Below are 22323 nucleotides of genomic sequence, written 5' to 3'. Positions count from 1 at the left end.
TCATGCTTTTCTTGCAGGGGATCCCTCGCTGTGACCAATATTTCCCGTTCGCTCGTACTCGGCTGCTCGTTGCTGGCGCTGGCCGCCTGCGGTCCCGAAGATCTCGGCTCGCCGGGCACCAACGGTGACATCAACGTCGGCGACATCACCGTCAACCCGGCCCCCACCGCCACGCCGACCCCGGCTGGCACCGTGGTTCCCGCCGCCAGCTGCCCCAACCTGGGCACCGCCGATGGCCTGGTGAACAGCGGTACCACCCCCGCCGCCGTGGGTTCGTACCGCGTCTGCACCCTGCCCAGCACCTTCACCGCCAGCGCCACGCTGCCCTATGTCGCGGGCGTGGTTTATGAAATGAGCGGCCGCGTGAACGTGGGCCGCGACGATGGCCCCACCGCTGACGCCACCGACGGCATTACCGGCAACCCCGTTACCCTCAGCATCGAACCGGGCGTGATCGTCTACGGCAAGTCCGGCGTCAGCGGCGGTTCGTACCTGGTGGTCAACCGCGGCAGCAAGCTGAACGCGGTGGGCACCGCCACCCGCCCGATCATCTTCACCGGCCAGGCCGACGTGAGCGGCAGCGTGACCGACACCACCAGCGCCCTGTGGGGCGGCATCGTGCTGCTGGGCCGCGCCCCGATGGCGGATTGCGCCGCCGGCGGCGTGAACCCGGCTGACCGCACCACCTGCTTCATGCGCGTGGAAGGCATTGCCGACAACGTGCCGGTTTTCGGCGGCAACACCGCCAACGACAACTCGGGCACGCTGAAGTACATGCAGATCCGCTATTCGGGCTTCACCCTGGAACTGGGTGCCGAGCTGCAGTCGCTCACCCTGGGCGGCGTCGGCAGCGGCACCACGCTAGAATACATCCAGACCTTCAACAGCTCGGATGACGGCTTCGAGGTGTTCGGCGGCACGCCGCGCGCCAAGTACCTGGTCTCCGTGGGCGCCGAGGACGACTCGTTCGACGTCGACAGCGGCGCGCAGTTCGACCTGCAGTTCGCCGTGGCCGTACAGCGCGACGGTGTGGGTGACCGCGTGCTGGAAAGCGATTCGCCGCCGGACGAAAAGGGCCCCGGCACCACCCCGCTCAACGCCCTGCCGCGGACCCTGAGCCGCATCAGCAACTTCGTGTTCTGGGGCACCAGCACCGGCAACGCGATCGGCGTGCGCGGCACCAGCGACCTCTATCTGGCCAACGGCGTGATCTACAAGCCGACCACCGGCCAGTTCTGCCTGAACGACAACGGCAACTCGGATGGCGGCCGTCGTTCGGACATCCGCTTCTACTCGCTGCTGCTTGACTGCACGACCAACGCGGCCACCGCCGCTGCGATCGCCGCGGGCAACACCACCGCCAACGTGTTCACCACCAACACGCTCAGCGGCAAGTACCTGAACGGTACGAAGGAGACCAACTTCAACCCGGTCTACACCGGATTCACGCCGGGCTTCTTCGCCGCCACCACCTACATCGGCGGCGTGCCGGTCCCCTCGGGCACCGACCTGGCCTGGACCCGTGGCTGGACCTGCGACAGCCCCACCGTGTCGTTCAACAGCGGCATCTCGTGCAAGGGCCTGCCGGTCTACAACTGATCCGGACCTTGATGGGGGAAGTGGCGGCTATTGGCCCGCCGCTTCCCCCCTTTCACCAGGTGCCGGTGGCACCGGGTCGTTTTACCGAATTTCTGACATAGGGGTCTTTCAGACATGACCACTGGCAAGCACTTGGCGGGGCTGCTGCTGCTCTCCACCGCGCTGTCATTCCCCACGCTGGTGCGCGCGCAGGACGATGCCGCCGCCGATGTGCCGCAGGACGGCCTTCCTGTTGCCGAGGATGCCGCAGAGGACGACGTCGACATCTCGATCCCGGGCGGTGACACGATCATCGTCACCGGGCGGGTCAACCGCGATCCCACGCGCAATTCCAGCCAGGTGATCAGCGTCCTGTCCGCCGAGCAGATCGAGCGCACGGGCGACGGTGACATTGCCGGCGCGCTCAGCCGTGTCACCGGCCTGTCGGTGGTCGGCAGCGGGCGCGTGTTCGTGCGCGGCCTGGGTGACCGCTATTCGCTGGCCATGCTCAACGGCCTGCCGCTACCCAGCCCCGAACCGCTGAGCCGCGTGGTGCCGCTGGACATCTTCCCCACCAACGTGATCGCCTCCAGCCTGGTGCAGAAGACCTATTCGCCAAACTTCCCGGGTGAGTTCGGCGGCGGCGTGATCAACCTGACGACCCGCGCCGTGCCGGAAGAAAGCTTCCTGTCGATCAGCGGCAGCGTCAGCGGCGAGACCGAGACCACGTTCCAGAACGGCTATGACTATTATGGCAGCGGTTCGGACTGGACCGGCTTCGACGGCGGCGCGCGCACCTTGCAGCCGCTGCTGCGCAACTACCTCGAAACCTCGATCCTCACCGGCGAATCGATCGGCTCGCTGCCGCAGAGCCGGATCGAGGAGATCGCCTATTCGCTAACCCCGCGCAATTTCACCACGCTGCAGGTGTTCGACAAGCTGAGGCCCAACTTCTCGGGCGGAATCACGGCGGGCACGGCATTCGATATCGGCGACGACCAGCGCCTGGGCCTGGTGGTCACCGGCAACCTGTCGAACGGCTACCGCAACCGCACGATCCTGCGCCAGTCGGCGGGTGCCAACGAAACGACCTACAGCCGCAACGGCGTGGACCGGCGCACCGACAACAACATCCTGGCCAACGCGCTGTTCAGCGCCGGGCTGGAGATGGGTGACCACGTGATCCGCTGGACCAACCTGTTCATCCGCGACACCGTGAAGCAGTCGCAGCTGGGTGCCTTCACCATTGCCGACCTGGATCCGGCCGAGTTCCTTGAACAGAACACCGCCTGGTACTCGCGCCAGTTGATGGATACCCAGATGGTGGGTGAATTCGACTTCGGCGTGGTCGACGTGGACCTGCGAGGCGGCTTTGCCCGCACCGAGCGCAAGGCTCCCCACAACCTCAGCTACACCTATGTCCGCACCAACGATGCGACGACCTACGGCGATGTCTACCGGGTCGACCTGACCGGTTCGGGCCAGCAGGCGCTGCAACGCACCGGCCTTATCGCCAGCTTCTCGGAGCTGAGCGAGGAACTGTGGTTCGGCGGGATCGACGTGTCGTACGAACTGGCCGACACGATCCAGACCACTGTGGGCTATGCCTACAGCGACACCGACCGCTACTCCACCCGCCGCGCCTTCCAGCCGCGCGCCAGCGTGGACCTGGACTTCCTGGGCCTGGGCCAGCCGCTCGACCCGGCGGTGACCCCGGCGCTGCTGCAGATCCTGGAGGCTGCGGGTACCCGCACGACCAGCCAGCTGCTGAACGCGGCGGTCTACAACATGTTCAACGTCAACCTGCAGGAATTCGGCGCCACCACGCCGGCTTTCGGGGCCGAGCTGACCATCCACGGGGCCTATGGCCAGTTGCAATGGTCGCCTTCCAGCACCTTCACGGTGCAGGGCGGCGTGCGCTACGAAACGGCGGACCAGTCATCCACCCCGATCGGCGCGGCCAGCAACCCCGCGCTGGGCCGGACCCTGTCGAACGACTACTTCCTGCCCGCCGCCACGGTGACCTGGGAGCCGGTGCCCGACCTGCAACTGCGCTTCAGCGGCAGCCAGACCATCGCCCGCCCGCAGTTCCGCGAGCTGGTGGCCCAGGTCTACTTCGACCCGGAAACCAACCGCGGTTACGAAGGTAACCCGGCGCTGGTGGACAGCGAGCTGCTCAACCTGGAAGCGCGCGCCGAATACTACCTCGGCCGCCAGAGCCGGGTGTCGGTGGCCGGCTTCTACAAGAAGATCGACAACCCGATCGAGGCCTTCCTGAACGGCACCGGCAACATCAGCTATGCCAACGCGCCCACCGCCGAACTCTACGGCGGCGAACTGGACGCGCAGTACACGGTGGACCTGCTGGGCCTGGGCGATGCCTTTGCCAGCAAGCAACTGCTGCTGCTGGCCAACTATACCTATACCCAGTCCTCGGTGAGCGCGGGTGACGAGCCGATCGCGGTGTTCGACGGCACCAACGTGGTGCCCAACTTCCGCGCCAGCCAGATCTTCGATGACGGCTCGCCGCTGGTCGGCCAGTCGGACCACCTGGTGAACCTGCAGGTCAGTTTCGAGGATACCGACCAGCTCCAGCAGCTGACCGTGCTGACATCCTATGCCAGCACCCGCACGGTGTTCCGCAGCCAGGGCGGCCTGCCCGACGTGATCGAGAAGCCGGGCATCAACCTGGATGTGGTCGCCCGCCAGGGGATCACCATCGGCGGGGTGGAAATGGAACTGAAGCTGGAAGGCCGCAACCTGCTGGGCACGCGGCACCAGGAATACCAGATCAACAGCGCCGGCCTGCGGATCGACAGCAACACCTATGACGTGGGGCAGAGCTTCTCGGCCGGGCTGTCGATCACCTTCTGACCCTTTCCCGCGCCACCGGTCCCTGTTGGCGGCGCGGGATTACTCCCACTGGCCTTCCGTCCCCCGTCCGGGGCGGAAGGCCGTTTTTCCTATAGCCGCGAGGCGCGGGTTTCCTGCGTGGTGATGAATTCCAGCAGTGCGGGCTGGCCGGCCTCGGTCGCGGCAATGCCGCGGCGGATGGCGGCGGCAATGTCGCTCGCCTCCGTCACCCGTTCGCCATAGCCACCCAGCGCCTTGGCAAATTCGGCATAGTTGCCGGAAATGTCGGTGGCGCGGAACTTCTCGGTGGCCACCGGCATCACCGGCAGTTCGATCGCCATGGCCGAGTTGTTGAGCAGGATCGACAGGATCGGCAGCCGCTCGCGCGCGGCGGTCTCGAAGTCCATGCCGGTAAAGCCAATCGCCGCATCGCCCCATACGTTGATGCACAGCTTGTCCGGGCAGGCATACTTGGCCCCCATTGCGAGCCCCAGGCCATAGCCGAGCTGGGTGGTCTTGCCCCAGCCCAGGTAGCTCAGCGGCGTGGTGCTCTTCCAGTAGGGGGTGAGCTGGTCGCGCGGGCTGCCGGCATCGTGGGTGATGATGACGTTGTCGATATCCACCGTGCGCTGCAGTTCCCACAGCACGCGGTAGGGACTGAGCGGTGCGCCCTCGTTTTCCAGCAGCGGCAGCCATTCGGCCAGCCACTCGGCCTCCACCTGCTTGATCTCCGCCGCCACCGGAGCGGGATCGCGCGGGGTGGTGATGCGCTTGCGGCAGGCTTCGATGAGGGCAGCAAGGGTCAGTTGCGCGTCACCCGCCAGCGCCATCTCGCACTCCACCCCGCGGTTGAAATCCGCCGGATCGAGCGTGGAATGGATCACCGGCACGTGGGGGGACAGCTTCACCCCGAAAGCGGTCTCGGCCAGGCTGGCGCCGATGGCGAACACGCAATCGGCATTATCGAGGAAGTGCCGCAACTGGCCGGGAATGGCCGCCCCGCCGGAGCCGAGCGACAGCGGGTGTCGTTCGTTGAAGGCGCTCTTGCCTTCCAGGCTGGTGGAAACGGGCGTGGCCAGCAGTTCGGCCAGTTCCTGCAATTCGGCCCAGGCCCCGGCCCAGTGGATGCCCTGGCCGGCGTGGATCACCAGCCGCTTCGTATTTACCAGCCGTTCGGCCACGGCTTCCACCGCTGCCGGATCAGGGCCAACGCGGGTGGAGACGACGGGGGTATAGGCCACCTCGTCCGCCGGATAGTCCAGCGCCAGCACGTCCCACGGCATTTCCACCAGCGCGGGTCGCAGGCGGCCGTTGCGCAGCGCGGTGAAGGCGCGGCGCATCACGGCGGGGGTATCTTCCGGGCGCAGGATCGGCTCGCAGCTCTTGGTCACGTCGCGCATCGAGACGGTGGCGTTGTAGTTGCCGGGCACGTGGGCCAGGTGGCGGGCATAGCCCATCGGCAGCACCAGCACCGGCACGCTTTCGGAGTACGCCTGGGCCACCGCGCCATAGGCGTTTTCGGTGCCGGGGCCGTGCTGCATGGCGAACACGCCCATGCGCTTGCCGCGTGACAGGCGGGACAGGGCATCGGCCATGTGCAGGCCGGTGCGTTCCTGGCGCACGATGATAGTGCGGATGCCGCGCGCGGCTGCCGTTTCCAGCACCGCATTGCGCGGATAGCCGAAGATGACCTCAATCCCCTCGCGGACCAGCACGTCCGCAATCGCTTCGCTTGTCTTCATGGGCCCCTGCCTAGGTCGTAGGAGCGAGCGGCGCAACGCTGTTTGCCGTTCGCAAAATCGGTCGCAGAAAAGGTGAGGCCCGCAGCGTGGTTGGGGACGCTGCGGGCCTCAGAAGGTGGACGATCCGTCAGAAGCGGCGCTTCACGGATACCGCCCAGGTGCGCGGTTCGGCGGGGGTGGCCTGCACCCCGTTGGTGGACCCCCGGTTGTCGAAGAAGTCGGTCCAGTAGAGCTTGTCGGTCAGGTTGCGCACTTCCAGCGCCAGCTCCCAGTCGCGATCCTCGGTGGCATAGGTCACGCGGGTGTTGACCAGCGTGTAGCCGGGCACCTGGCCGAAGATGTCCTCACCCCCGGTGGCCGCATCGACGTTGTTCGAATTGCGGTTGAACGAATCGATGTGGCTCACGTCGATCCGCGGGGTCAGCGTGCCGCTGCTGCCCAGGTCCGCCTCGTAGCTGGCCGAGAAGCTGTACTGCCAGGGGCTGATGTATTGGCCCCTGTCTTCCAGGCCGATGCCGGAATTGGCGGCGGCGGCGCTGATGCTGGTGTACTTGAAGGTCAGGTAGGCCAGCGAGGCATCGAACTGCAGGCCCTCGATGGGATTCCACGACAGCTCGCTTTCGAAGCCCTTGATCGTGGCGTTGCCGGCGTTCAGCGGCAGCGCGCAGGGGGCGGCGGGGGCCCCGGTCAGCGGGCAGTTGGACACGTTGACCAGGATGTCCTGGTACTTGTTGATGAAGGCCGAGTTGTTGAACCGCAGGGTGCGGTCGAACAGGTCGGTCTTGAAGCCGATCTCGTAGGCTTCCAGCGTTTCGGGATCGTGCGGCAGGGCCTGCTGCGGGAAGAACGGCCGCGGGTTGATGCCGCCGCCGCGGAAGCCGGTGGACCACTGGGCATAGGCCATGATCTCGTCCGAGAAGCGGTATTGCGCGCCCAAGCGATAGTCCACCCGGTCACCCGAGAAGGTGCCGACCAGCCCGTTGAGCGGGGCCAGCGCCGGGGGCACCGCACCGCCGGTGTTGGACCCCGGCACGCCGAAACGGCCGTACTCGAAGCTCTTCTTCTGGTCCGAATAGCGGATGCCCGCCAGCACCGTCAGGTCTTCAACCGGATAGATTTCCAGGTTGGCAAAGGCAGCCGTGTTGGTGGCGGGGATGATGTCCTCTTCCAGGAAGTAGAGCGTGGTGAGGGTGATGCGCGCATCGTAGCGGCTCTTCTTCTTGAAGTAGAACCCGCCCACGGTGAGGTTGGCCAGATCACCCAGCGCGGCCGACAGGCGCACTTCCTGGCTGACCTGCCAGTTGAACACCTGGTTGGCCTGCAGCGAGGGGTTGAAGGGCGAGCCGTCGCCCGTGCCGTAGATCCCGTCGAACTCGCGGTATGCGCTGATCGAGGTCAGGCGCAGGTCCGGCGTCAGGTCGGCCTGCACGGTGGCTGAAATACCCCAGGTGTTGAGCGCACTCTTCAGCGGCGCCTGCCAGGCGGCCGAGCCATCGCGCGGGGCGGTGTCGGTGTAGTTCTCGTAGTTGATGTAGGGGCTGTTGCTGAAGGTATCCTGCGCGAAGTTGCCGAACGGAGAATAGGATACGAAGGGCGAACCGGTGGGGCCGCCGTAGATATTGCCGTTCAGCACATAGGCTGCCGCCGCCGGGGTGGCGACGCCGGTGAGCATCTGGCCCGGCGCAGCGGCGCGGCCGACATAGAGCAGGGTGGACGGGGCCACCTCGCTGCCGTCGCGCGTCACGTCGCCCGCCACGTCCACCGTGATATCGTCGCTGGCCAGCCAGCGCAGCGCCAGGCGGCCGGCCAGGTATTCCTTGCCGCCTTCGGTGCCCAGCTTGCAATCGTTGCCGGTGACCGTGCTGGGCACGGTGCTGGTGGGGTGAGTGCAGCGATAGTCGTAACGGGTGACATAGCCATCGCGCGACACGCCGGCGCCGGTGACGCGGGCAAACAGCCGGTCATCCACCAGGGTGAAATCGGCCGCGCCGCGCACTTCCAGGCGGTTGAAGCTGCCATAGGTGGCCGACAGGTAGCCTTCGCCCGAGCCATCGGGCTTGCGCGAATAGAGCTTGATCGCGCCGCCGATGGAGTTCTGCCCGGCCAGCGTGCCCTGCGGCCCGCGCAGGATTTCCACCCGGTCCAGGTCCACCAGGTTCAGCAGCGAACCGTGCATCGTGGGCAGGTACACATCGTCGATATACAGGCCCACGCCCGGCTCCAGCGCGAAGTTGGTATCGCGCTGGCCGACGCCGCGGATATAGGCCGAGACGGCGGGGCCGAAGCTGGCCGCGCTCTGCCGCAGGGTCACGTTGGGGGCATTGTTGCCGATATCGGCCAGGTTGGTCTGGCCGCGCTGCTCCATCATCTCGCCGGTGACGGCGGTGATGGCGATCGGCACGTCCTGCAGCCGCTGCGAACGGAACTGCGCGGTGACCACGATCTCGTCCGAATTGTCGCTGGCAGCGGCATCCGCCGAATCCTGCGCCATGGCCGGTGCGGCGCTGCCCAGCACGGCGGCAAGCGCCAGTGCAGACGCGTGGAAACGATAGGCGGCGGGCTTCAACATGACCATCTCCCTTGATTGGCAAGCTGCCCCTGGTTTTGGGGGGTGGGGCACTTGCAGAAGTCAATAAGAAGTCTGTGTTGACTAATCAACCTTGGCAGTAAACCATCGGGTCGATAGTGTTTTACCTGTTGCCGGAAGAGCGCACCCGCCTCTCTATGGCAAGCGAAATAAGTTGATCGCTCAACAAAAAACGCCATGCTGCGATGGTGCTGCCGGGGAGAGGGCCATGGGCGAACACGCCGCCATGCTGGAACGCTATATCGCCGCCTTCAACGCCGGGGACACCGCCGGCTATGCCGCGTGCTATGCGCCGGACGTGGTGCTGGTGAACGGCGCGGGGCAGGAACTGGCGGGGCCGGAGGCGATCACGCGGTTCTATGCCGGCTTGCGTGGCCAGGTGGCGCGCGAGCTGGTGGTGGAAGGGGTGGTGGAGGGCGAAAACTGCATCGCCGCCGCGCTGCGATCCACCTTCGAGGCGCTGGCAGACGGGGTCACCGTGGGCAGCGTGGTGCTGGACCGGGGCGACCGCTTCCACCTGCGCTCGATGGCCCTGTACGAAATCGAACGCGGGCTGTTCAAACGCATCAACGCCACCTCGCTGGAACGCACCGTGGTTCGCCGGGGAGAAGGCTGATGGCGGCGGACTATGCGGTGGAAGGGCAGCCCGGAAGGCGCGCCGGGCGCACCCGGCTGGTGCTGGTGCTGCTGGCCGCATCGATCCTCAACTTTGCCGACCGGTCGGTGTTCTCGGTTCTGGCCCAGACCATCAAGGTGGACCTGCGGCTGAGCGATCTGGAACTGGGCCTGTTGCAGGGCCTGATGTTCGCCCTGCTCTATGCCATTGCCGGCCTGCCTATCGGTATGCTGGCGGAACGCATGCGCCGCACGCGGCTGATCGCCGGGGCGCTGGTGTTGTGGTCGCTGGCCACGGCGGCCACGGGGCTGGCCACCGGCTTCATGCAACTGGCCGCGGCCCGGCTGGGGCTGGGGCTGGGGCTGGCCGGTTTCACTCCGGCGGCGGCATCGCTGGTGGCCGACGTGTCGGTGCGCACGCGCCGCGCTTCGACCATGGCCGTGGTGCAACTGGGCAGTCCGGCGGGGGCCTTTTTCGGCTCCACCATCGCCGGGTTGGTGGCCGCCGCCTATGACTGGCGCACCGCCTTCCTGGCCTTTGCCGTGCCCGGTTTCGTGGTGGCTGCCCTGCTGCTGTGGCTGACGCCGGAGCCCGAGCGGGGCCAGCAGGACGCTGGCGCAGCCAGCCAGTCAACGGCGCCATCGCTGGGTGAGTTCTTCCGCACCGTGGCGGGCCAGCCCACCCTGATGTGGGTCATTGCGGGAGGGGCCATCGCCGGGTTCGGGATGACTTCGGTGTCCAACTTCCTGGCCGTGTTCCTGGCACGCAGCTATGGCCTGGCCGTGGGCGAGGCGGGTGCGCTGTTCGGCACCGTCTCCGGCGTGGGGCTTGCCACCGGGCTTCTGCTGGGCAGTTTCGGCACCGACAGGCTGGCCGGCAAGGATCCGCGCTGGCCGGCCTGGGGCGCGGCCATCGGCCTGTCACTGGCCCCGCCGATCTACTGGTTCGCCTTCTCGGTTCCGCCCCTGCCGGTGGCCATCGCCACCCTGCTGGTGGGCGGGGCCATGCTGCTGGTGTTCTACGGCCCGACGTCCGGCATGATCCAGAACCTGCTGCCCGCGCGGATGCGGGCCACCGGCATTGCGCTGTATACCCTGCTGTTCACCCTGATCGGATCGGGGCTGGGGCCGGTGTTCGTGGGCGGCCTGAGCGATGCCATGGCTACCCGAGCCTATGCCGGGGCGTTCCCCGTCGATTGCCCCAAGGGGCTGGCGGTGGAGGGAGCCGCGCCGGACATCGTGGCCGCCTGCGCTGCCGCCTCGGCGCAAGGGCTGCAAATGGCGCTGGCCGTGGCGGTGAGCATGCTGTTTGTTTCCGCCGCCTGCTTCCTGATGGCCGCGCGCGGCCTCAAGCCGCAGGCGGAATGACCGGCACGCGCAGTTCGCTGTCGTACGTCCCGCCCATCCGCAGCACGTGGGTGCCGGCGTTGCGCGTCTCTTGGTGTTCGGCAAAGGGCAGCGGCGGGCCGGGTTCGCGCGGATAGATATCGTGTCCCGCAACTACCAGCCGCAGCGTTTCGCCGGCGCGGAACAGGGTGGAGCTGGGCCACAGCTCGATCTCCACCGGCACGCACTCGCCCGGTTGCAGCCGGTCCTCGCGCTCGTGGCTGTGCCACGGCCGGTCGGGGCGCGACTTTGCCGGGTCCAGCGCGCGGTGGCTGGCACGCAGCCAGCCCAGCGCCACCGGGCCATTCTCGTAGAAGGCATAGAAGGTCATGCCCACTGGCTGGCCCGCGGCATCCAGCTTCTGCAGGGCCACAAACAGGTCCATGTCGTCCGCGCCCTCGGCCTCCACCCACAGCTTCAGGGCCACGTGGCCGGTGATCTCGGTATCCTCGGCAAAGGTATGGTCGAAGGTCGCCTGCCCCTCGCGGGCGTGATAGCGCACCTCGCCCGCCACCCCCGTCCCCAGCGTCCCATCGGCCCCCAGCGGCAGGCTGGTGAGCACCGCGCGGGCGGGGGGAAAGGCGCTTTCCGCCCGCTCGCTGGCCACGCCATGCGCCTCGCGCACCTCGATCCGCACCGGCGGCCAGGCAGAAATTGCGGTCGGCTTGTCGAACAGGAAATGTTCGAAGAAGGCCGCCTGCCGCACGCGGCTGGCAGGATGGTAATAGTTGGCCCACTTCTTCTGCCCGTGGACATCGAGCCACTTCTGGCGGCTGCCCATGCGCCGCCAGGCCTCGATCGTGCCGCGCAGGTGCAGGCCCTGGTCGGCCCAGCCGGCCACGACATAGGCAGGCTGGGTGATTGCTTCCAGGTCCACTTCCTTGCTGTGCCAGAACCCGTCCATCAGCGGGTGGGCTTTCGCGTTCTCCCAGGTATCCTCGGTGCGGTTCAGCGAGAAACGGATATTGTCCGACGCGCGCGGCAGGAAGCCCGTCTCCAGGATGCCGCCGTGATAGGCGAACTCGCGATACCAGTCCGAGAAGGCTTCCCACGGGTTGAGCGCAGCCAGCGCCGGCGGCTTCAGCGGGGCGACGAGATACTGGATGCAGGCGAGGTAGGACACGCCGGTCATCCCCACGCGCCCGTTGCTCCACGGGCGGGCAGCCAGCCACTCGATGGTGTCGGCGCAGTCATCGGCTTCCTGCGCGCCGTTGTGGTGGAAATCGCCTTCGGACAGCCAGGCCCCGCGCGGATCGACCACGGCCACGCCCACGCCCAGTCTGGCCCAGAACAGCGGATCGGGCGCCTCGAACGCGGTCAGGTCGCTCAGCCATTCCGGGTTTACGCCAGACCTGGGCCAGAACACGTTGTTGGACAGGGCGTGCTTGCCATAGGGGCCCCAGGCCAGCAGCAGCGGCACCCCGTAGGTGGCCCCTTCGGGCCGGTAGATATCGCCGTAGATCTGCGTGCCGTCACGCAGCGGGATCACGCAATTGCGCTCGATCGTCAGGCCGCGGTCGGTCCACGTGGCATAGTCGGTGCCCGGCAGCGGGGGCTTGTGGGTGGCGCTGTAGGGATCGACGCCGGGGCGGGTGATAGGCCGATCCGACACCATGTCAGCGGACCACGAAATAATGGATACGGTTGGCCCCCGGGATCTTCTCGGCCACGCCCACGAAGACGTGGCGGCTCATCCAGTCATGCGGGCCCTCGGGCACGTCGAACTTGGGCGTCACGCGCATGTAGTAGGCATCGTGGTCCACCGCCTCGTTGCGGCTCATCATGGCGGCGATTTCCGGGCTCTTCGCCCAGCGGTAGCCGCGGTTCTCCATGAAGATCACTGCGCCGTCGTCCGCTTCCAGCAGGTAGCGGGCATCGAAATCGATCACCCCGTTGGGGCGGGTCAGCGGAAAGTCGCCGCCCGACATGGGCACCACCCGGCCGTTCAATAGCGGGCCTTCCACCACGCCTTCCGCCGCATAGATCGCCGCCCGCATGTCGCCGCGCGCCGGGGGCTTCACCCAATAGGGCTTGCTGAGCGTGATCGAGATAGTGAAGGCGAATTCCAGCGCGGGCTGGAAGGGGTGCGGACTGGTCATCCCCGCAAGCAAGGCCATTCGTGTTGATAAGTCAACTTGAATTTGACCTTGTCCGGCTTGCTTTCTAAAGCAGGGGCCGAGGATATGGCGCTTCCACCCACCTGGACCCTGTTTGGCGAACATCACCTGCCGCACCGGCTGCAACTGCTGGCGCGGATGATCGACCGCGAATCCGCCCGCCACCTGTCGGAATCGGCGGGGCTGACGCTGGCCGAGTGGCGGGTGCTGGTCTATGTCGGCACCAAGGCGCGGGCCAGCGCGGCGGATATCTGCACCGCCTTCGATATCGACCGGGCCGAGGTGAGCCGCGCCGTTGCCCGCCTCTCGTCTGCCGGACTGCTGCTGCGCGAGCAGGATGACGACAACCGCAAGCGCCTGCTGCTGGAACTGACCGAGGAAGGGCTGGCGCTCTATCGCCGCACGCGCGACGCGCGGGTGGACTATTTCCGCGCCATCCTGGCCGACTTGCAACCGAAGGAGCGTGAGCTGCTGGATGACCTGCTGCTGCGGGTGGCCAGCAAGGTGGACCTGCTGCGCCAGGGCTGACGGCCCTGCACCTAGTCCAGGTCGAGCACGTAGCCCTTGCCGTGGACGGTGCGCAGCAGCTTGCCCGCACCGGCCTCGCGCAGGCCGGTCCGCAGGCGCTTTACCCATACGTCCACCGTGCGCAGGTAGTCCGGGTCACCCGCCTTGCCCAGCGCCTCGACCAGTTCGGCCCGGGTCAGGATGCGGTTGGGGTTCTGCGCCATGAACCGCAGCACGCGGAACTCGTTGGGCCGCAGCGGGATCAGACGGCCCTGCCAGCGCGCCTGCTCGCCTGCCAGGTTGATCGTCAGGCCACCAGCCTCCACCACCTGCCGCACGATCGGGCGGGTGGCGGCTGAGCACAGCGCCAGCACCCGGTCCAACATCCCCTGCCGGTCCAGCGGGCCAACGGCATAGTCATCCGCCCCCGCCTTCAGCGCGCGGCGGCGGTAATCCGGATCGTCCTCCTCCAGCACCATGGTCACATGGGCCTCGGCCGTGCGCGGATCGGCGCGCAGGCGGCGGCACATTTCCAGGCCGGAGAGATCGGGCATCACCCAGTCGACAAAGGCCCACACCTGGCCTTCCACCAGCCGCTGCGGCCCGTCGGGCGTCAGCAGGCCGAAGGCGAACTCGGTCTCGCCGTTGTGGAACCGGTCGAAGGTCGCCACACGCTCACTGGTGCCCAAAATGGAAACGCGCTGCATTACTGGCCGAAGTCCCCTGGCTGGAGCAGGCGGACTGCCACGGGGATGTGACTCTCATATGACGGAGACCGGTCCTTGAGGATGGACTTTGGGCCAGCACCGGAACCCGTGGCCCGTCCGCACGGTTGTGGCAGGACATGACCACTCCCCAATGGCTTTCGATCGCAACCCTGGCGGGGATGATGATCCTCTTCGTCTGGGGCCGCTTCCGGTATGACGTTACAGCGCTGATCGCCCTGCTGGCGGCGCTGGCGCTGGGCATCGTGGCGCCGGAGGATGCCTTCACCGGCTTTGCCGACGATATCGTGATCATCGTCGGCTCGGCCCTGGTGGTTTCCGCCGCCATCCAGCGATCGGGCGTGGTGGAATCCATGCTGGCCAGCGTGGCCCAGTTCACCCGCCGGCTGCCATCGCAACTGCTGCTGCTGACCACCACGGTGGGGGTGTTGTCGGGCATGATCAAGAACGTGGGCGCGCTGGCCATGCTGATGCCGGCCGCCTTCCAGATGGCCAAGCGAAGCGGCAACAGCCCGTCCCGCTACCTGATGCCGATGTCGTTCGCCTCGCTGCTGGGGGGCCTCACCACGCTGGTCGGCACATCGCCCAACATCATCGTCAGCCGCGTGCGCGAAGACATGACCGGCCAGCCGTTCGGCATGTTCGATTACCTTCCCACCGGCCTTGGCCTGCTGGTGGTGGGCCTGATTTTCCTTCGCTTCGGCTATCGCCTGCTGCCCTCCGATCGCGCGGCTGCCCCGCAACTGGGCGATGCGCTGGATATCTCAGCCTATGTCACCGAGGTGACGATCGCGGCGGGTTCCCCCGCCATCGGCGAGACGGTGGACGAGTTTTCCGCCCGGCACGAGGAAGAGGTGGCCATCACCGGCCTGCTGCGGGGCAACCTGCCGGGCCAGATCGGCCCCCACGTGCGCCTGCGGGAAGGCGACCGGCTGATCCTGGCGGGCGAGCCAGATGCGCTGGAGCGGGCCATCGCCTCCGGCCGCCTGGTGCTGGAAGGCGAGGGCAAGGATGGCGTGGACAGCGGTGACGGGGTGGGCGTGCTGGAAGCCGTGGTGAAGGCCGATTCTGCGCTGGTTGGCCGCACCGCCGGCCGCCTGCTGCTGCGCGACCGCTTCGGCATCAACCTGATTGCCGTGTCCCGCGCCGGCGAGCACCTGACCCGGCGCATCGGCCAGACAGTGCTGCAGGCGGGCGACGTGATCGTGCTGCAGGGGCCGATGAAGCTGTTGCCCGACCGGTTGACGAAGCTGGGCGCGCTGCCGCTGGCGCAGCGCCAGATCAGGCTGGGCTCGCCGCGCCACCGCTATCTGCCGGTGATCATCCTGGCCACGGCCATTGCGGCCACAGCCACGGGGCTGGTGCCGGTGGCTGTCGCCTTCTTTGCCGCCGCCGCGCTGATGCTGGCGAGCGGCGTGCTGCCGGTGGACGAGGCTTACGAGGCGGTCGACTGGCCGATTCTGATCATGCTGGGAGCGTTGATTCCGGTGAGCGCCTCGCTGGAATCGACCGGCGCGGCAGCGGTGATCGCCGATCTGCTCTCCACCTTCGCGGCCACGCTGCCGGCGTGGGGCGCGGTGGCGTTGATCCTGGTAGCGGCGATGGCGGTGACCCCGTTCCTGAACAATGCCGCCACGGTGCTGGTGATGGCCCCCATCGCCGTGGTCTTCGCGCAGGAGCTGGGCTATCGCCCCGAACCCTTCCTGATCGCCATTGCCGTGGGCGCGGGGTGCGATTTCCTGACCCCCATAGGCCACCAGTGCAACACGCTGGTGTTCGGTGCCGGTGGCTATCGCTTTTCCGACTACGCCCGCCTGGGCGCCCCGCTGTCGTTGCTGGTGATCGTGCTCGGCACGCCGCTGATCCTGTGGGTCTGGCCGCTGTAAGGGGCGGGGTGCGCGGCCGGCCGGCCTGTCAGAACGGGAGGAAGACCGGTATCGCCCCCGCCCCGGTCGCCCGCCTGCCTCTCGGCCATGCAACTCCTCAAATTGGGGCTCAACCCTCCTGGATGTTGGCAACTTCGCCTCGCAGCAGCTCAAGCAGCCAGCTTAACCCAGCATCCTTGCGCCGCAGCGGATGCCATTGCGCCATCTCGCTGATATGCGCACCCGGAACGGGCAAGGGGTGGACCACCAGCGGATAGAGGCGCTGGAAGAAGAGCGCATGGCGACGGTGCATCACGGCGAGGCGATCGGTGCCGCATACCGCACCCGGCAAGGCCGAAAAGCTGGGCACATGCACTGCCGCGTTGAGCGCCAGGCCTGCTTCAGCAAAATGCATGTCCGAGAGGGCGGTCCGCCGTGCCTCGCCGAACAGGGCCATGGCAAACTCGGCCTGGGCGAAGGCTGCCTCGTCCACCCCCTGGGCATAGCGGCCGCCAGACCAGCAGACCACGACATCGCAATCCGCGAACAGCTCCTCCGACGGATAGCCCGCCAGCATGAATTTCGGCACCGTGATCATCAGATCGATATCGCCGCGCTCGAACGACCTGGTGCCTTGCGGACCAATATTGCCGATTTCGAAAGTGATATGCGGTGCAACCTGTGCCGCCCGTGCCAGAGCATTGGCAAGCAGCACATCGAACAGGTAGTCTGACGCGAGGACACGGAACTTCCGGCGCGAGGTGCGGGGATCGAAGGCCTCGGCGTGAACGATACGGAAGCGGGCAATGTTCAGCAGTTCGGCGATGGCCGGGCCCAGTTCCTCGGCCAGCGGCGTTGGCACCATTTCCCGCCCCACGTTCACCAGCAGGTCATCGCCGAAATAGTCGCGCAGCCGGCCCAGTGCCGAACTGATTGTCGGCTGGCTGAGGTTCAGGCGCCGTGCTGTTTCGGTGGTGCTGCGACACTCAAGCAGGACATCCAGCGCCGCGAGAAGATTGAGATCCAGGCCTTTGAAACGCATATGCGCCCTCAATTGAGATTTCCAATGTGTGAAATTTGCTGAATTGATTTTTGAAATCAACTGGAGGCGCTCAAAAAGCTTCGCAGAACAGTTTTGCGAGAGGCTTATCAATGCGTCTGGATTCGCTTCATCACGTTATCTTCGGTGCCCGCGACCTGGATCTACAGGAGGCATTCTGCACCGACTTTGGTCTGTTGACTGCGGAGCGTACGGACGATCGCCTGGTCATGCGCACCCGGGGCGGGGATGAAGCCTGCTATGTGGCGATCAAGGCGGCTGCCGATGGCTTCATCGGCTTTGCCTTCGCGGTGGAAGACGCGGCCATGCTGGATGAAGCCGTGGTCGAGCTTGGTGCCGAGCGCCAGCCGGACCTTGATCTGCCGGGTGGCGGCCAATGCGTGGCGCTGACCGATCCCGATGGCAACCGTGTGCTGCTGGTCCACGGATCTGCGCGGCGCGAAGCTGGCGAGCGGTACGAGGACCTGCTGATCAACACCCCTTTTGAAAAGCACAGGTTCGGCCGCCAGCAGAGTGGCCGCGAGGTAGGCCCGGCGCGCCTGTGGCGGCTGGGACACCTGGGGCTTTTCGTCAGGAATTATGCCGCATCCGCAGCCTGGTACGGCCAGCACCTGGGGCTGATCGGCAGCGACGTGTACCACGTTCCGGGTGTCCCACAGGCGAAGATTGTCGGGTTCCACCGGCTGGATCGCGGGGAAGAATGGGTTGACCACCACACGCTGGCCCTGATGCAGGACGAGCGTGGCGGATGCCATCACGTCAGCTTCGAAGCGCACGACTACGAAGCCCAGCTGCGCACGCATCGCTACCTTGGTGGCAAGGATTACGAGCCGATCTGGGGCGTTGGTCGCCACCCGCACGGCAGCCACGTGTTCGATGTCTGGCGCAGTCCCGACGGCGCGCGCTTCGAGACATTTTCCGATACCGACCTGTTGCGCAAGTCTGATGGCACCAATGTTCACGACATCTCCGCCGTGGTGATGGACGTGTGGTCCGATGACGAGCCGAGCCGCTATTTCATCTAATCCGGAGATTTCACGATGACGACTTACAACGTGGCGACCGGCCTGGCGGAAGGTTCCTTCGGGATCGGCACCTATTGCGCGAATGGCGGCAAGCCGTTCCCCGGCCTGGTGCTGCCGGACGGCACTGTGCTGGACCTTTCGGCACACTGGTACGATACCCACGCCATCTTCGACGAGTGGGAGCGCGCCTTCGAGGCGCTGGTGGATCTCGCCGCGCGTCGTGAAGGGCCGCAGCACCAGTTTGCCGCTCTCCATTGCCTGCCCTGCGTCGCCCATCCCAACATGCTGTTTGCCGGGTCGAATTACCGCCAGCACGTGGCCGAGATGATGACCCACAACAAGTTCAACCAGGTCAACCGCAAGCCGGGCGAGAGCGATGAAGACTTCTTCCAGCGCAACCTGGCCGAAGTGGACCGTCGCGCAACCGAAGGGATGCCCTTTATCTGGACCGGCCTGCACTCGGCCCTGTGCGGCGCGAACGATGACGTGCCGCTGCCGCTGATCGGCGAACATCCCGACTGGGAGATGGAACTGGGTGTGATCGTGGGCAAGACCGGCCGCTACGTGAAGCCCGAGGAGGCAGGCGATCTGATCGCCGGCTATGTCGCTATCAACGACCTTGGTACCGTCGACGAGTTCCGTCGCACCGACGTGCGCTTTCAGTACGACTGGATGAGCAAGCACCAGCCCAATTTCAAGGTGCTGGGACCATTCATCGTCCCCAAGGAGTTCGTGAACCTTGCCGACCTGCGCATCGGGCTGAAGGTCAGTGGCCAGCAGATGCAGGACTGGCCGGTGACCGACATGATCTTCGGTCCCGAACAGATCCTGTCCTATGCCTCCGAGCGCGTCCGGCTGGTGCCGGGCGATCTGCTGGCCACCGGTTCACCGCCGGGCAATGGCGCTTTCCACGGCAACCGCTGGTTGCGCCCCGGCGATGTGATGGAGGGCGAGATCACCGGTCTTGGCCGCCAGACCAACACGATCGTGGCCGAGGAAACCGGCGGGCGGAACTGGACCTGGGGCCCGTTCCCGCTCAACGATCCCGCCTGACGAACGGAGGTTGACCGTGTATCCCTTCACCACCCCCACCGGCATCGTCCGCAACCGCTGGTACATTGCCGCTTTTTCGGACGAGATCACCCGCGATCCGATCGAGCGGACCCTGCTGGGCAAGCCGGTTGCGCTTTATCGCCGCGAAAACGGCGATCCGGTGGCGATGTACGGACTGTGCCCGCATCGTTACTATCCGCTGGCCAGGGGCAAGGTTCGCGGCGATGCGCTGGTTTGCGGCTACCATGGCTTCGCCTTCGAGGCCGATGGCAAGTGCAGCAGCGTGCCTTCCCAGGGCACGGGCGCAGGTTTCTGTCAGCCGACCTATCCGGTAATCGAGAAGGGCCCGCTGTGCTGGATCTGGATGGGGGATGCGGACAAGTGCGATCCGGCACTGATCCCGCCCTATGCGGACTTCGAACTGGGCACGCCGGGCTGGCGCTATTCGTCGCCCAACTATTTCCGTGTGCAGGGCCGCGCGCAGCTTCTGGTCGATAACCTGATGGACCTGACGCATCTGCCTTACGTCCACCATCACATTTCCGGCGGCGAGGCGATGGCCGATCCCAAAATGCGTGAGGAACGGCGCCCAAGCAGTTACCGCGTGGTGCGCATGGGCAAGCTGCCGTGGACGCACTTCAACGCCCTCGTCTGGCTGCCGGAGAATGCCTACGAGGGGCTGGCGGACTTCGACCAGTTGACCGATTTCTATGGTCCCGAATTCATCCGCACCGGCTTTCCGATCTACACCAGGGTACCGGGGCACGAAACCGTGCCGCCAGCCTTGGGCGCGATGCACATCATGCACGGCATCACCCCGGAAACGGAGACGAGCTGCCACTACTTCGGCTTCTCAACCCGCAACTTCCGGACGGAGAGCGAGGAACTTGATGCCTTCCAGCTCGCTTCGGACATCAGGATTCGCCAGCAGGATGCCGACGCTATCGAGGCTGTAGAGGCGCGACTGGAGGAAGGGGCCGCTCGCCAGCGGGAGCTGCTGGTCAAGGCCGATGGCCCGGCGGTCAAAGTGCGCCGCATGATCCAGTCAATGCTCGACGCCGAAAGGGTCTGAGCGCCGTGCCGTTCCTCTTTAATGCCTGGTATGCGGCAGGGTGGAGCAAGGACATTGCCGACAAGGCCGTCGCCCGGACCATCTTGGGCGAGCCCGTGGTGTTGTTCCGTCAGGCAGACGGCAGCACATCGGCATTGCGCGATGCCTGCCCCCACCGGTTTGCTCCGCTAAGCCTTGGCCGGCTGACCGGTAGCGGAGTGATCTGCCCCTATCACGGGCTTGTGTTCGACGGCTCCGGCAAGTGTGTGCGCAACCCCCACGGAGCGATCACCGGCACCCTTGCGGTGAAGAGTTTCCCCACCTGCGAACGCTATGGCATGGTATGGATCTGGATGGGCGATACCGCCCAGGCCGATCCTGCCAGCTTGCCGCCGCTGCACCGCATGGAACGCGAGGACCTGTCATGGATCCACGGGCAGCTTCACGTCGATGCCAACTATGAGCTGGTGATCGACAACCTGCTCGATCTGTCGCACGTGGAATTTCTTCACCCACTGCTGGCATCGCCGGGGAATTCCGCGCGCACCACTTTCCGGGCAGAGCAGAAGGATGGTGTGGTCAGCGCCTATTACGATGTGCGCGACGAGCCGATCACCGGCCTGTTCCAGATCCTGTGGACCGATCCGGCCCCGACCGCGACGCTGCACGCCTATATGCACTGGCACGCCCCGGCCAACCTTGACCTGGATACCGGGATGATCAGCGGAGAGGCCGATGGCGGGCCGAAAATCCCCACGGTCCACTTGCTGACCCCGGAGACGGAGCACTCCACCCATTATTTCTGGGCGGCAGGCCGCAATCGCGAGCACGACAACCGGCAGGTCTCCGGCATGCTGCAATTCGGTACGCAGAATGCCTTCGAGAATGAGGACGAGCCGATGATCCGGGCGGTTCGCTCGCGAATGACGTCCAACGACCTTTTCTCCCACAAGCCCGCGCTGTTACCGATCGACAAGGCGGCGGTCATGGCGCGCCGCATCCTGCAAGCGCGCATTCGGGCAGAAAACCGATGCTGAAACCGAAAAGAGAAGAAGCGGTGACCGCACAGGCTTCAGCAGCTTCGAGAGGAAAATAGGCGATGACCAGATCCGCTGGCGCGCGCCACGGTATCGTGTTGCTGCTTGCATCCGTCTTGCCGGTGATGGCGATCAATTCGCTGGTTCCGGTGTTGCCAATGCTGCTTCAGGAATTCGGCGATGTGCCGGGCAGCAGCCTCCTCGTGCCGATGGCCCTGACCATTCCGGCCCTGTGCGTTGCGCTGTTTTCGCCTTTGGCCGGCTGGTTGAGCGACCGGATCGGGCGCAAGAGGCTGCTGGTTGCAGCCTTGCTGTTGTATGCGCTGGCCGGTGTCGTTCCGTTGCTGCTGGCCGATCTTGTGGAAATCATGGTCGCGCGCGTCTTTCTGGGAATTGCCGAAGCCGCCATCATGACGGTCGCCACCGCCCTCATTGCCGACTATTTCCTGGGCGAGCAGCGCGACAAGTGGTTCGCCCTGCAGGTCGGCTTCGTCAGCATTGCCGCCATTGTCCTGGTTGCCCTGGGAGGGCTGCTGGGCGAGGGATTTGGTTCACGCGGTCCTTTTCTGATGTATTTCGTGGCAATTCCGATCGCCGTCGCCGCCGCACTGATCCTGTTCGAACCCGGGGAACTGTCGCATCAGGCCGATACCGATACCGGCGGGTTTCCCGTCGGCAAAGTCCTACCCCTCATCGCTGTAACCTTTGGCGTGGGCCTGTTGTTCTATACCATCATCGTGCAACTGGGTCAGATCCTGCAGCTGGCCGGTCCCGCATCGCCCGCCCGGATCGGCATGGCCGGTGCTGGTGCCAACCTGGGCATGGTACTGGGAAGCTATCTGTTCCGGCGAGCGAACGCCACGGCTGGGGCAGCTCTGTTGGCGACAGGGCTCGCCCTGTGCGCGATCGGTTACGCTGGCCTGTGGCTTGCGCCCGGCTTCTGGTCCCTGGCAGTCGCAGCCTTCGTCGCGTGTGCAGGGTGCGGCCTACTGCTGCCGAACATGCTCACCTGGACCGTCAGCCTGCTGCCTGGCCGTCAGTCCTCACAAAGCCCCGTTCTCTCGCGCCGCATTCCAAGCGTGGATTAAATCGATGCAGCGGTCCGTTTCCCTTTCGAGATCG

The 22323-nt window shown here is 66.0% G+C and carries 17 protein-coding genes; 11 read left to right on the top strand and 6 right to left on the bottom strand.

From position 1 onward, the window contains the following. The first annotated feature begins 30 nt into the window (after positions 1 to 30). The gene (locus tag GRI99_RS00300; RefSeq protein ID WP_160770032.1) at positions 31 to 1599 is read left to right on the top strand and encodes a beta-helix domain-containing protein; all 1569 of its coding nucleotides are present in this window, start codon (positions 31 to 33) and stop codon (positions 1597 to 1599) included. A 114-nt stretch (positions 1600 to 1713) separates the two neighbouring features. Continuing rightward, positions 1714 to 4452 (top strand): TonB-dependent receptor domain-containing protein, encoded by a 2739-nt coding sequence (locus GRI99_RS00295; RefSeq protein WP_160770031.1) that lies wholly within the window; start codon positions 1714 to 1716, stop codon positions 4450 to 4452. Positions 4453 to 4541: 89 nt separating this feature from the next. Here the strand turns inward: GRI99_RS00295 and GRI99_RS00290 are convergent, their stop codons facing one another. Then, complete coding sequence (locus GRI99_RS00290) at positions 4542 to 6209, bottom strand: thiamine pyrophosphate-requiring protein (protein ID WP_272917370.1); 1668 nt, start codon at positions 6207 to 6209, stop codon at positions 4542 to 4544. A gap of 91 nt (positions 6210 to 6300) precedes the next feature. Continuing rightward, positions 6301 to 8742: a TonB-dependent receptor gene (locus GRI99_RS00285; RefSeq protein WP_160770029.1), complete on the bottom strand. Its 2442-nt coding sequence runs from the start codon at positions 8740 to 8742 to the stop codon at positions 6301 to 6303. 226 nt (positions 8743 to 8968) lie between these two features. Here GRI99_RS00285 and GRI99_RS00280 point away from each other — a divergent pair, with 226 nt between their 5' ends. Together GRI99_RS00280 and GRI99_RS00275 are read left to right on the top strand one after the other, a co-directional pair. After that, positions 8969 to 9376, top strand: a complete 408-nt coding sequence (locus GRI99_RS00280) for an SgcJ/EcaC family oxidoreductase (protein ID WP_160770028.1) — start codon at positions 8969 to 8971, stop codon at positions 9374 to 9376. Beyond that, a complete protein-coding gene (locus GRI99_RS00275) occupies positions 9376 to 10743 on the top strand; it encodes a spinster family MFS transporter (RefSeq protein ID WP_160770027.1) in 1368 nt (455 codons plus the stop codon). The genes GRI99_RS00280 and GRI99_RS00275 overlap by 1 nt, the downstream gene beginning before the upstream one ends. Here GRI99_RS00275 and GRI99_RS00270 read toward each other — a convergent pair. Together GRI99_RS00270 and GRI99_RS00265 are read right to left on the bottom strand one after the other, a co-directional pair. Next, complete coding sequence (locus GRI99_RS00270) at positions 10724 to 12373, bottom strand: CocE/NonD family hydrolase (RefSeq protein WP_160770026.1); 1650 nt, start codon at positions 12371 to 12373, stop codon at positions 10724 to 10726. The genes GRI99_RS00275 and GRI99_RS00270 overlap by 20 nt on opposite strands. Positions 12374 to 12377: 4 nt before the next feature. Then, positions 12378 to 12860 carry a DUF3237 family protein gene (locus GRI99_RS00265; RefSeq protein ID WP_160770025.1) on the bottom strand — a complete coding sequence of 161 codons (483 nt, stop codon included), beginning with the start codon at positions 12858 to 12860 and terminating at the stop codon, positions 12378 to 12380. An 84-nt stretch (positions 12861 to 12944) separates the two neighbouring features. Here GRI99_RS00265 and GRI99_RS00260 point away from each other — a divergent pair, with 84 nt between their 5' ends. Continuing rightward, positions 12945 to 13406: a MarR family winged helix-turn-helix transcriptional regulator gene (locus GRI99_RS00260; protein ID WP_160770024.1), complete on the top strand. Its 462-nt coding sequence runs from the start codon at positions 12945 to 12947 to the stop codon at positions 13404 to 13406. A gap of 11 nt (positions 13407 to 13417) precedes the next feature. Here the strand turns inward: GRI99_RS00260 and GRI99_RS00255 are convergent, their stop codons facing one another. Continuing rightward, positions 13418 to 14092 (bottom strand): response regulator transcription factor, encoded by a 675-nt coding sequence (locus tag GRI99_RS00255; protein WP_160770023.1) that lies wholly within the window; start codon positions 14090 to 14092, stop codon positions 13418 to 13420. Between the two features lie 137 nt (positions 14093 to 14229). Between GRI99_RS00255 and GRI99_RS00250 the strand changes: the two genes are divergently transcribed. Continuing rightward, positions 14230 to 15996: an SLC13 family permease gene (locus GRI99_RS00250; protein WP_160770022.1), complete on the top strand. Its 1767-nt coding sequence runs from the start codon at positions 14230 to 14232 to the stop codon at positions 15994 to 15996. Between the two features lie 109 nt (positions 15997 to 16105). Here GRI99_RS00250 and GRI99_RS00245 read toward each other — a convergent pair whose 3' ends face one another. Then, complete coding sequence (locus GRI99_RS00245; RefSeq protein WP_237438045.1) at positions 16106 to 17077, bottom strand: LysR family transcriptional regulator; 972 nt, start codon at positions 17075 to 17077, stop codon at positions 16106 to 16108. 134 nt (positions 17078 to 17211) lie between these two features. On the opposite strand from GRI99_RS00245, the gene GRI99_RS00240 reads away from it, so the two are divergent. The 5 genes from GRI99_RS00240 (at position 17212) to GRI99_RS00220 (ending at position 22289) form a co-directional block, all read left to right on the top strand. Then, positions 17212 to 18060, top strand: a complete 849-nt coding sequence (locus GRI99_RS00240) for a VOC family protein (RefSeq protein ID WP_237438044.1) — start codon at positions 17212 to 17214, stop codon at positions 18058 to 18060. A gap of 15 nt (positions 18061 to 18075) precedes the next feature. Continuing rightward, a complete protein-coding gene (locus tag GRI99_RS00235; RefSeq protein ID WP_160770019.1) occupies positions 18076 to 19113 on the top strand; it encodes a fumarylacetoacetate hydrolase family protein in 1038 nt (345 codons plus the stop codon). Between the two features lie 16 nt (positions 19114 to 19129). Then, positions 19130 to 20185 (top strand): Rieske 2Fe-2S domain-containing protein, encoded by a 1056-nt coding sequence (locus GRI99_RS00230; RefSeq protein ID WP_160770788.1) that lies wholly within the window; start codon positions 19130 to 19132, stop codon positions 20183 to 20185. A 5-nt stretch (positions 20186 to 20190) separates the two neighbouring features. Further along, positions 20191 to 21201 carry a Rieske 2Fe-2S domain-containing protein gene (locus GRI99_RS00225; RefSeq protein ID WP_160770018.1) on the top strand — a complete coding sequence of 337 codons (1011 nt, stop codon included), beginning with the start codon at positions 20191 to 20193 and terminating at the stop codon, positions 21199 to 21201. Positions 21202 to 21263: 62 nt separating this feature from the next. Further along, positions 21264 to 22289: an MFS transporter gene (locus GRI99_RS00220; protein ID WP_160770017.1), complete on the top strand. Its 1026-nt coding sequence runs from the start codon at positions 21264 to 21266 to the stop codon at positions 22287 to 22289. Positions 22290 to 22323: the final 34 nt, after the last annotated feature.

It is taken from the genome of Alteraurantiacibacter buctensis (assembly GCF_009827655.1).
Classification (GTDB): Bacteria; Pseudomonadota; Alphaproteobacteria; order Sphingomonadales; family Sphingomonadaceae; genus Alteraurantiacibacter; species Alteraurantiacibacter buctensis.
This window is presented reverse-complemented; position numbering and strand designations above follow the sequence as displayed.

Excerpts from the sequence above, each read along its gene's own strand:
- GRI99_RS00295 (WP_160770031.1), top strand. The coding sequence starts at position 1,714 with ATGACCACTGGCAAGCACTTGGCGGGGCTGCTGCTGCTCTCCACCGCG.
- GRI99_RS00285 (WP_160770029.1), bottom strand. The coding sequence starts at position 8,742 with ATGTTGAAGCCCGCCGCCTATCGTTTCCACGCGTCTGCACTGGCGCTT.
- GRI99_RS00280 (WP_160770028.1), top strand. The coding sequence starts at position 8,969 with ATGGGCGAACACGCCGCCATGCTGGAACGCTATATCGCCGCCTTCAAC.
- GRI99_RS00275 (WP_160770027.1), top strand. The coding sequence starts at position 9,376 with ATGGCGGCGGACTATGCGGTGGAAGGGCAGCCCGGAAGGCGCGCCGGG.
- GRI99_RS00265 (WP_160770025.1), bottom strand. The coding sequence starts at position 12,860 with ATGACCAGTCCGCACCCCTTCCAGCCCGCGCTGGAATTCGCCTTCACT.
- GRI99_RS00260 (WP_160770024.1), top strand. The coding sequence starts at position 12,945 with ATGGCGCTTCCACCCACCTGGACCCTGTTTGGCGAACATCACCTGCCG.
- GRI99_RS00255 (WP_160770023.1), bottom strand. The coding sequence starts at position 14,092 with ATGCAGCGCGTTTCCATTTTGGGCACCAGTGAGCGTGTGGCGACCTTC.
- GRI99_RS00250 (WP_160770022.1), top strand. The coding sequence starts at position 14,230 with ATGACCACTCCCCAATGGCTTTCGATCGCAACCCTGGCGGGGATGATG.
- GRI99_RS00235 (WP_160770019.1), top strand. The coding sequence starts at position 18,076 with ATGACGACTTACAACGTGGCGACCGGCCTGGCGGAAGGTTCCTTCGGG.
- GRI99_RS00220 (WP_160770017.1), top strand. The coding sequence starts at position 21,264 with ATGACCAGATCCGCTGGCGCGCGCCACGGTATCGTGTTGCTGCTTGCA.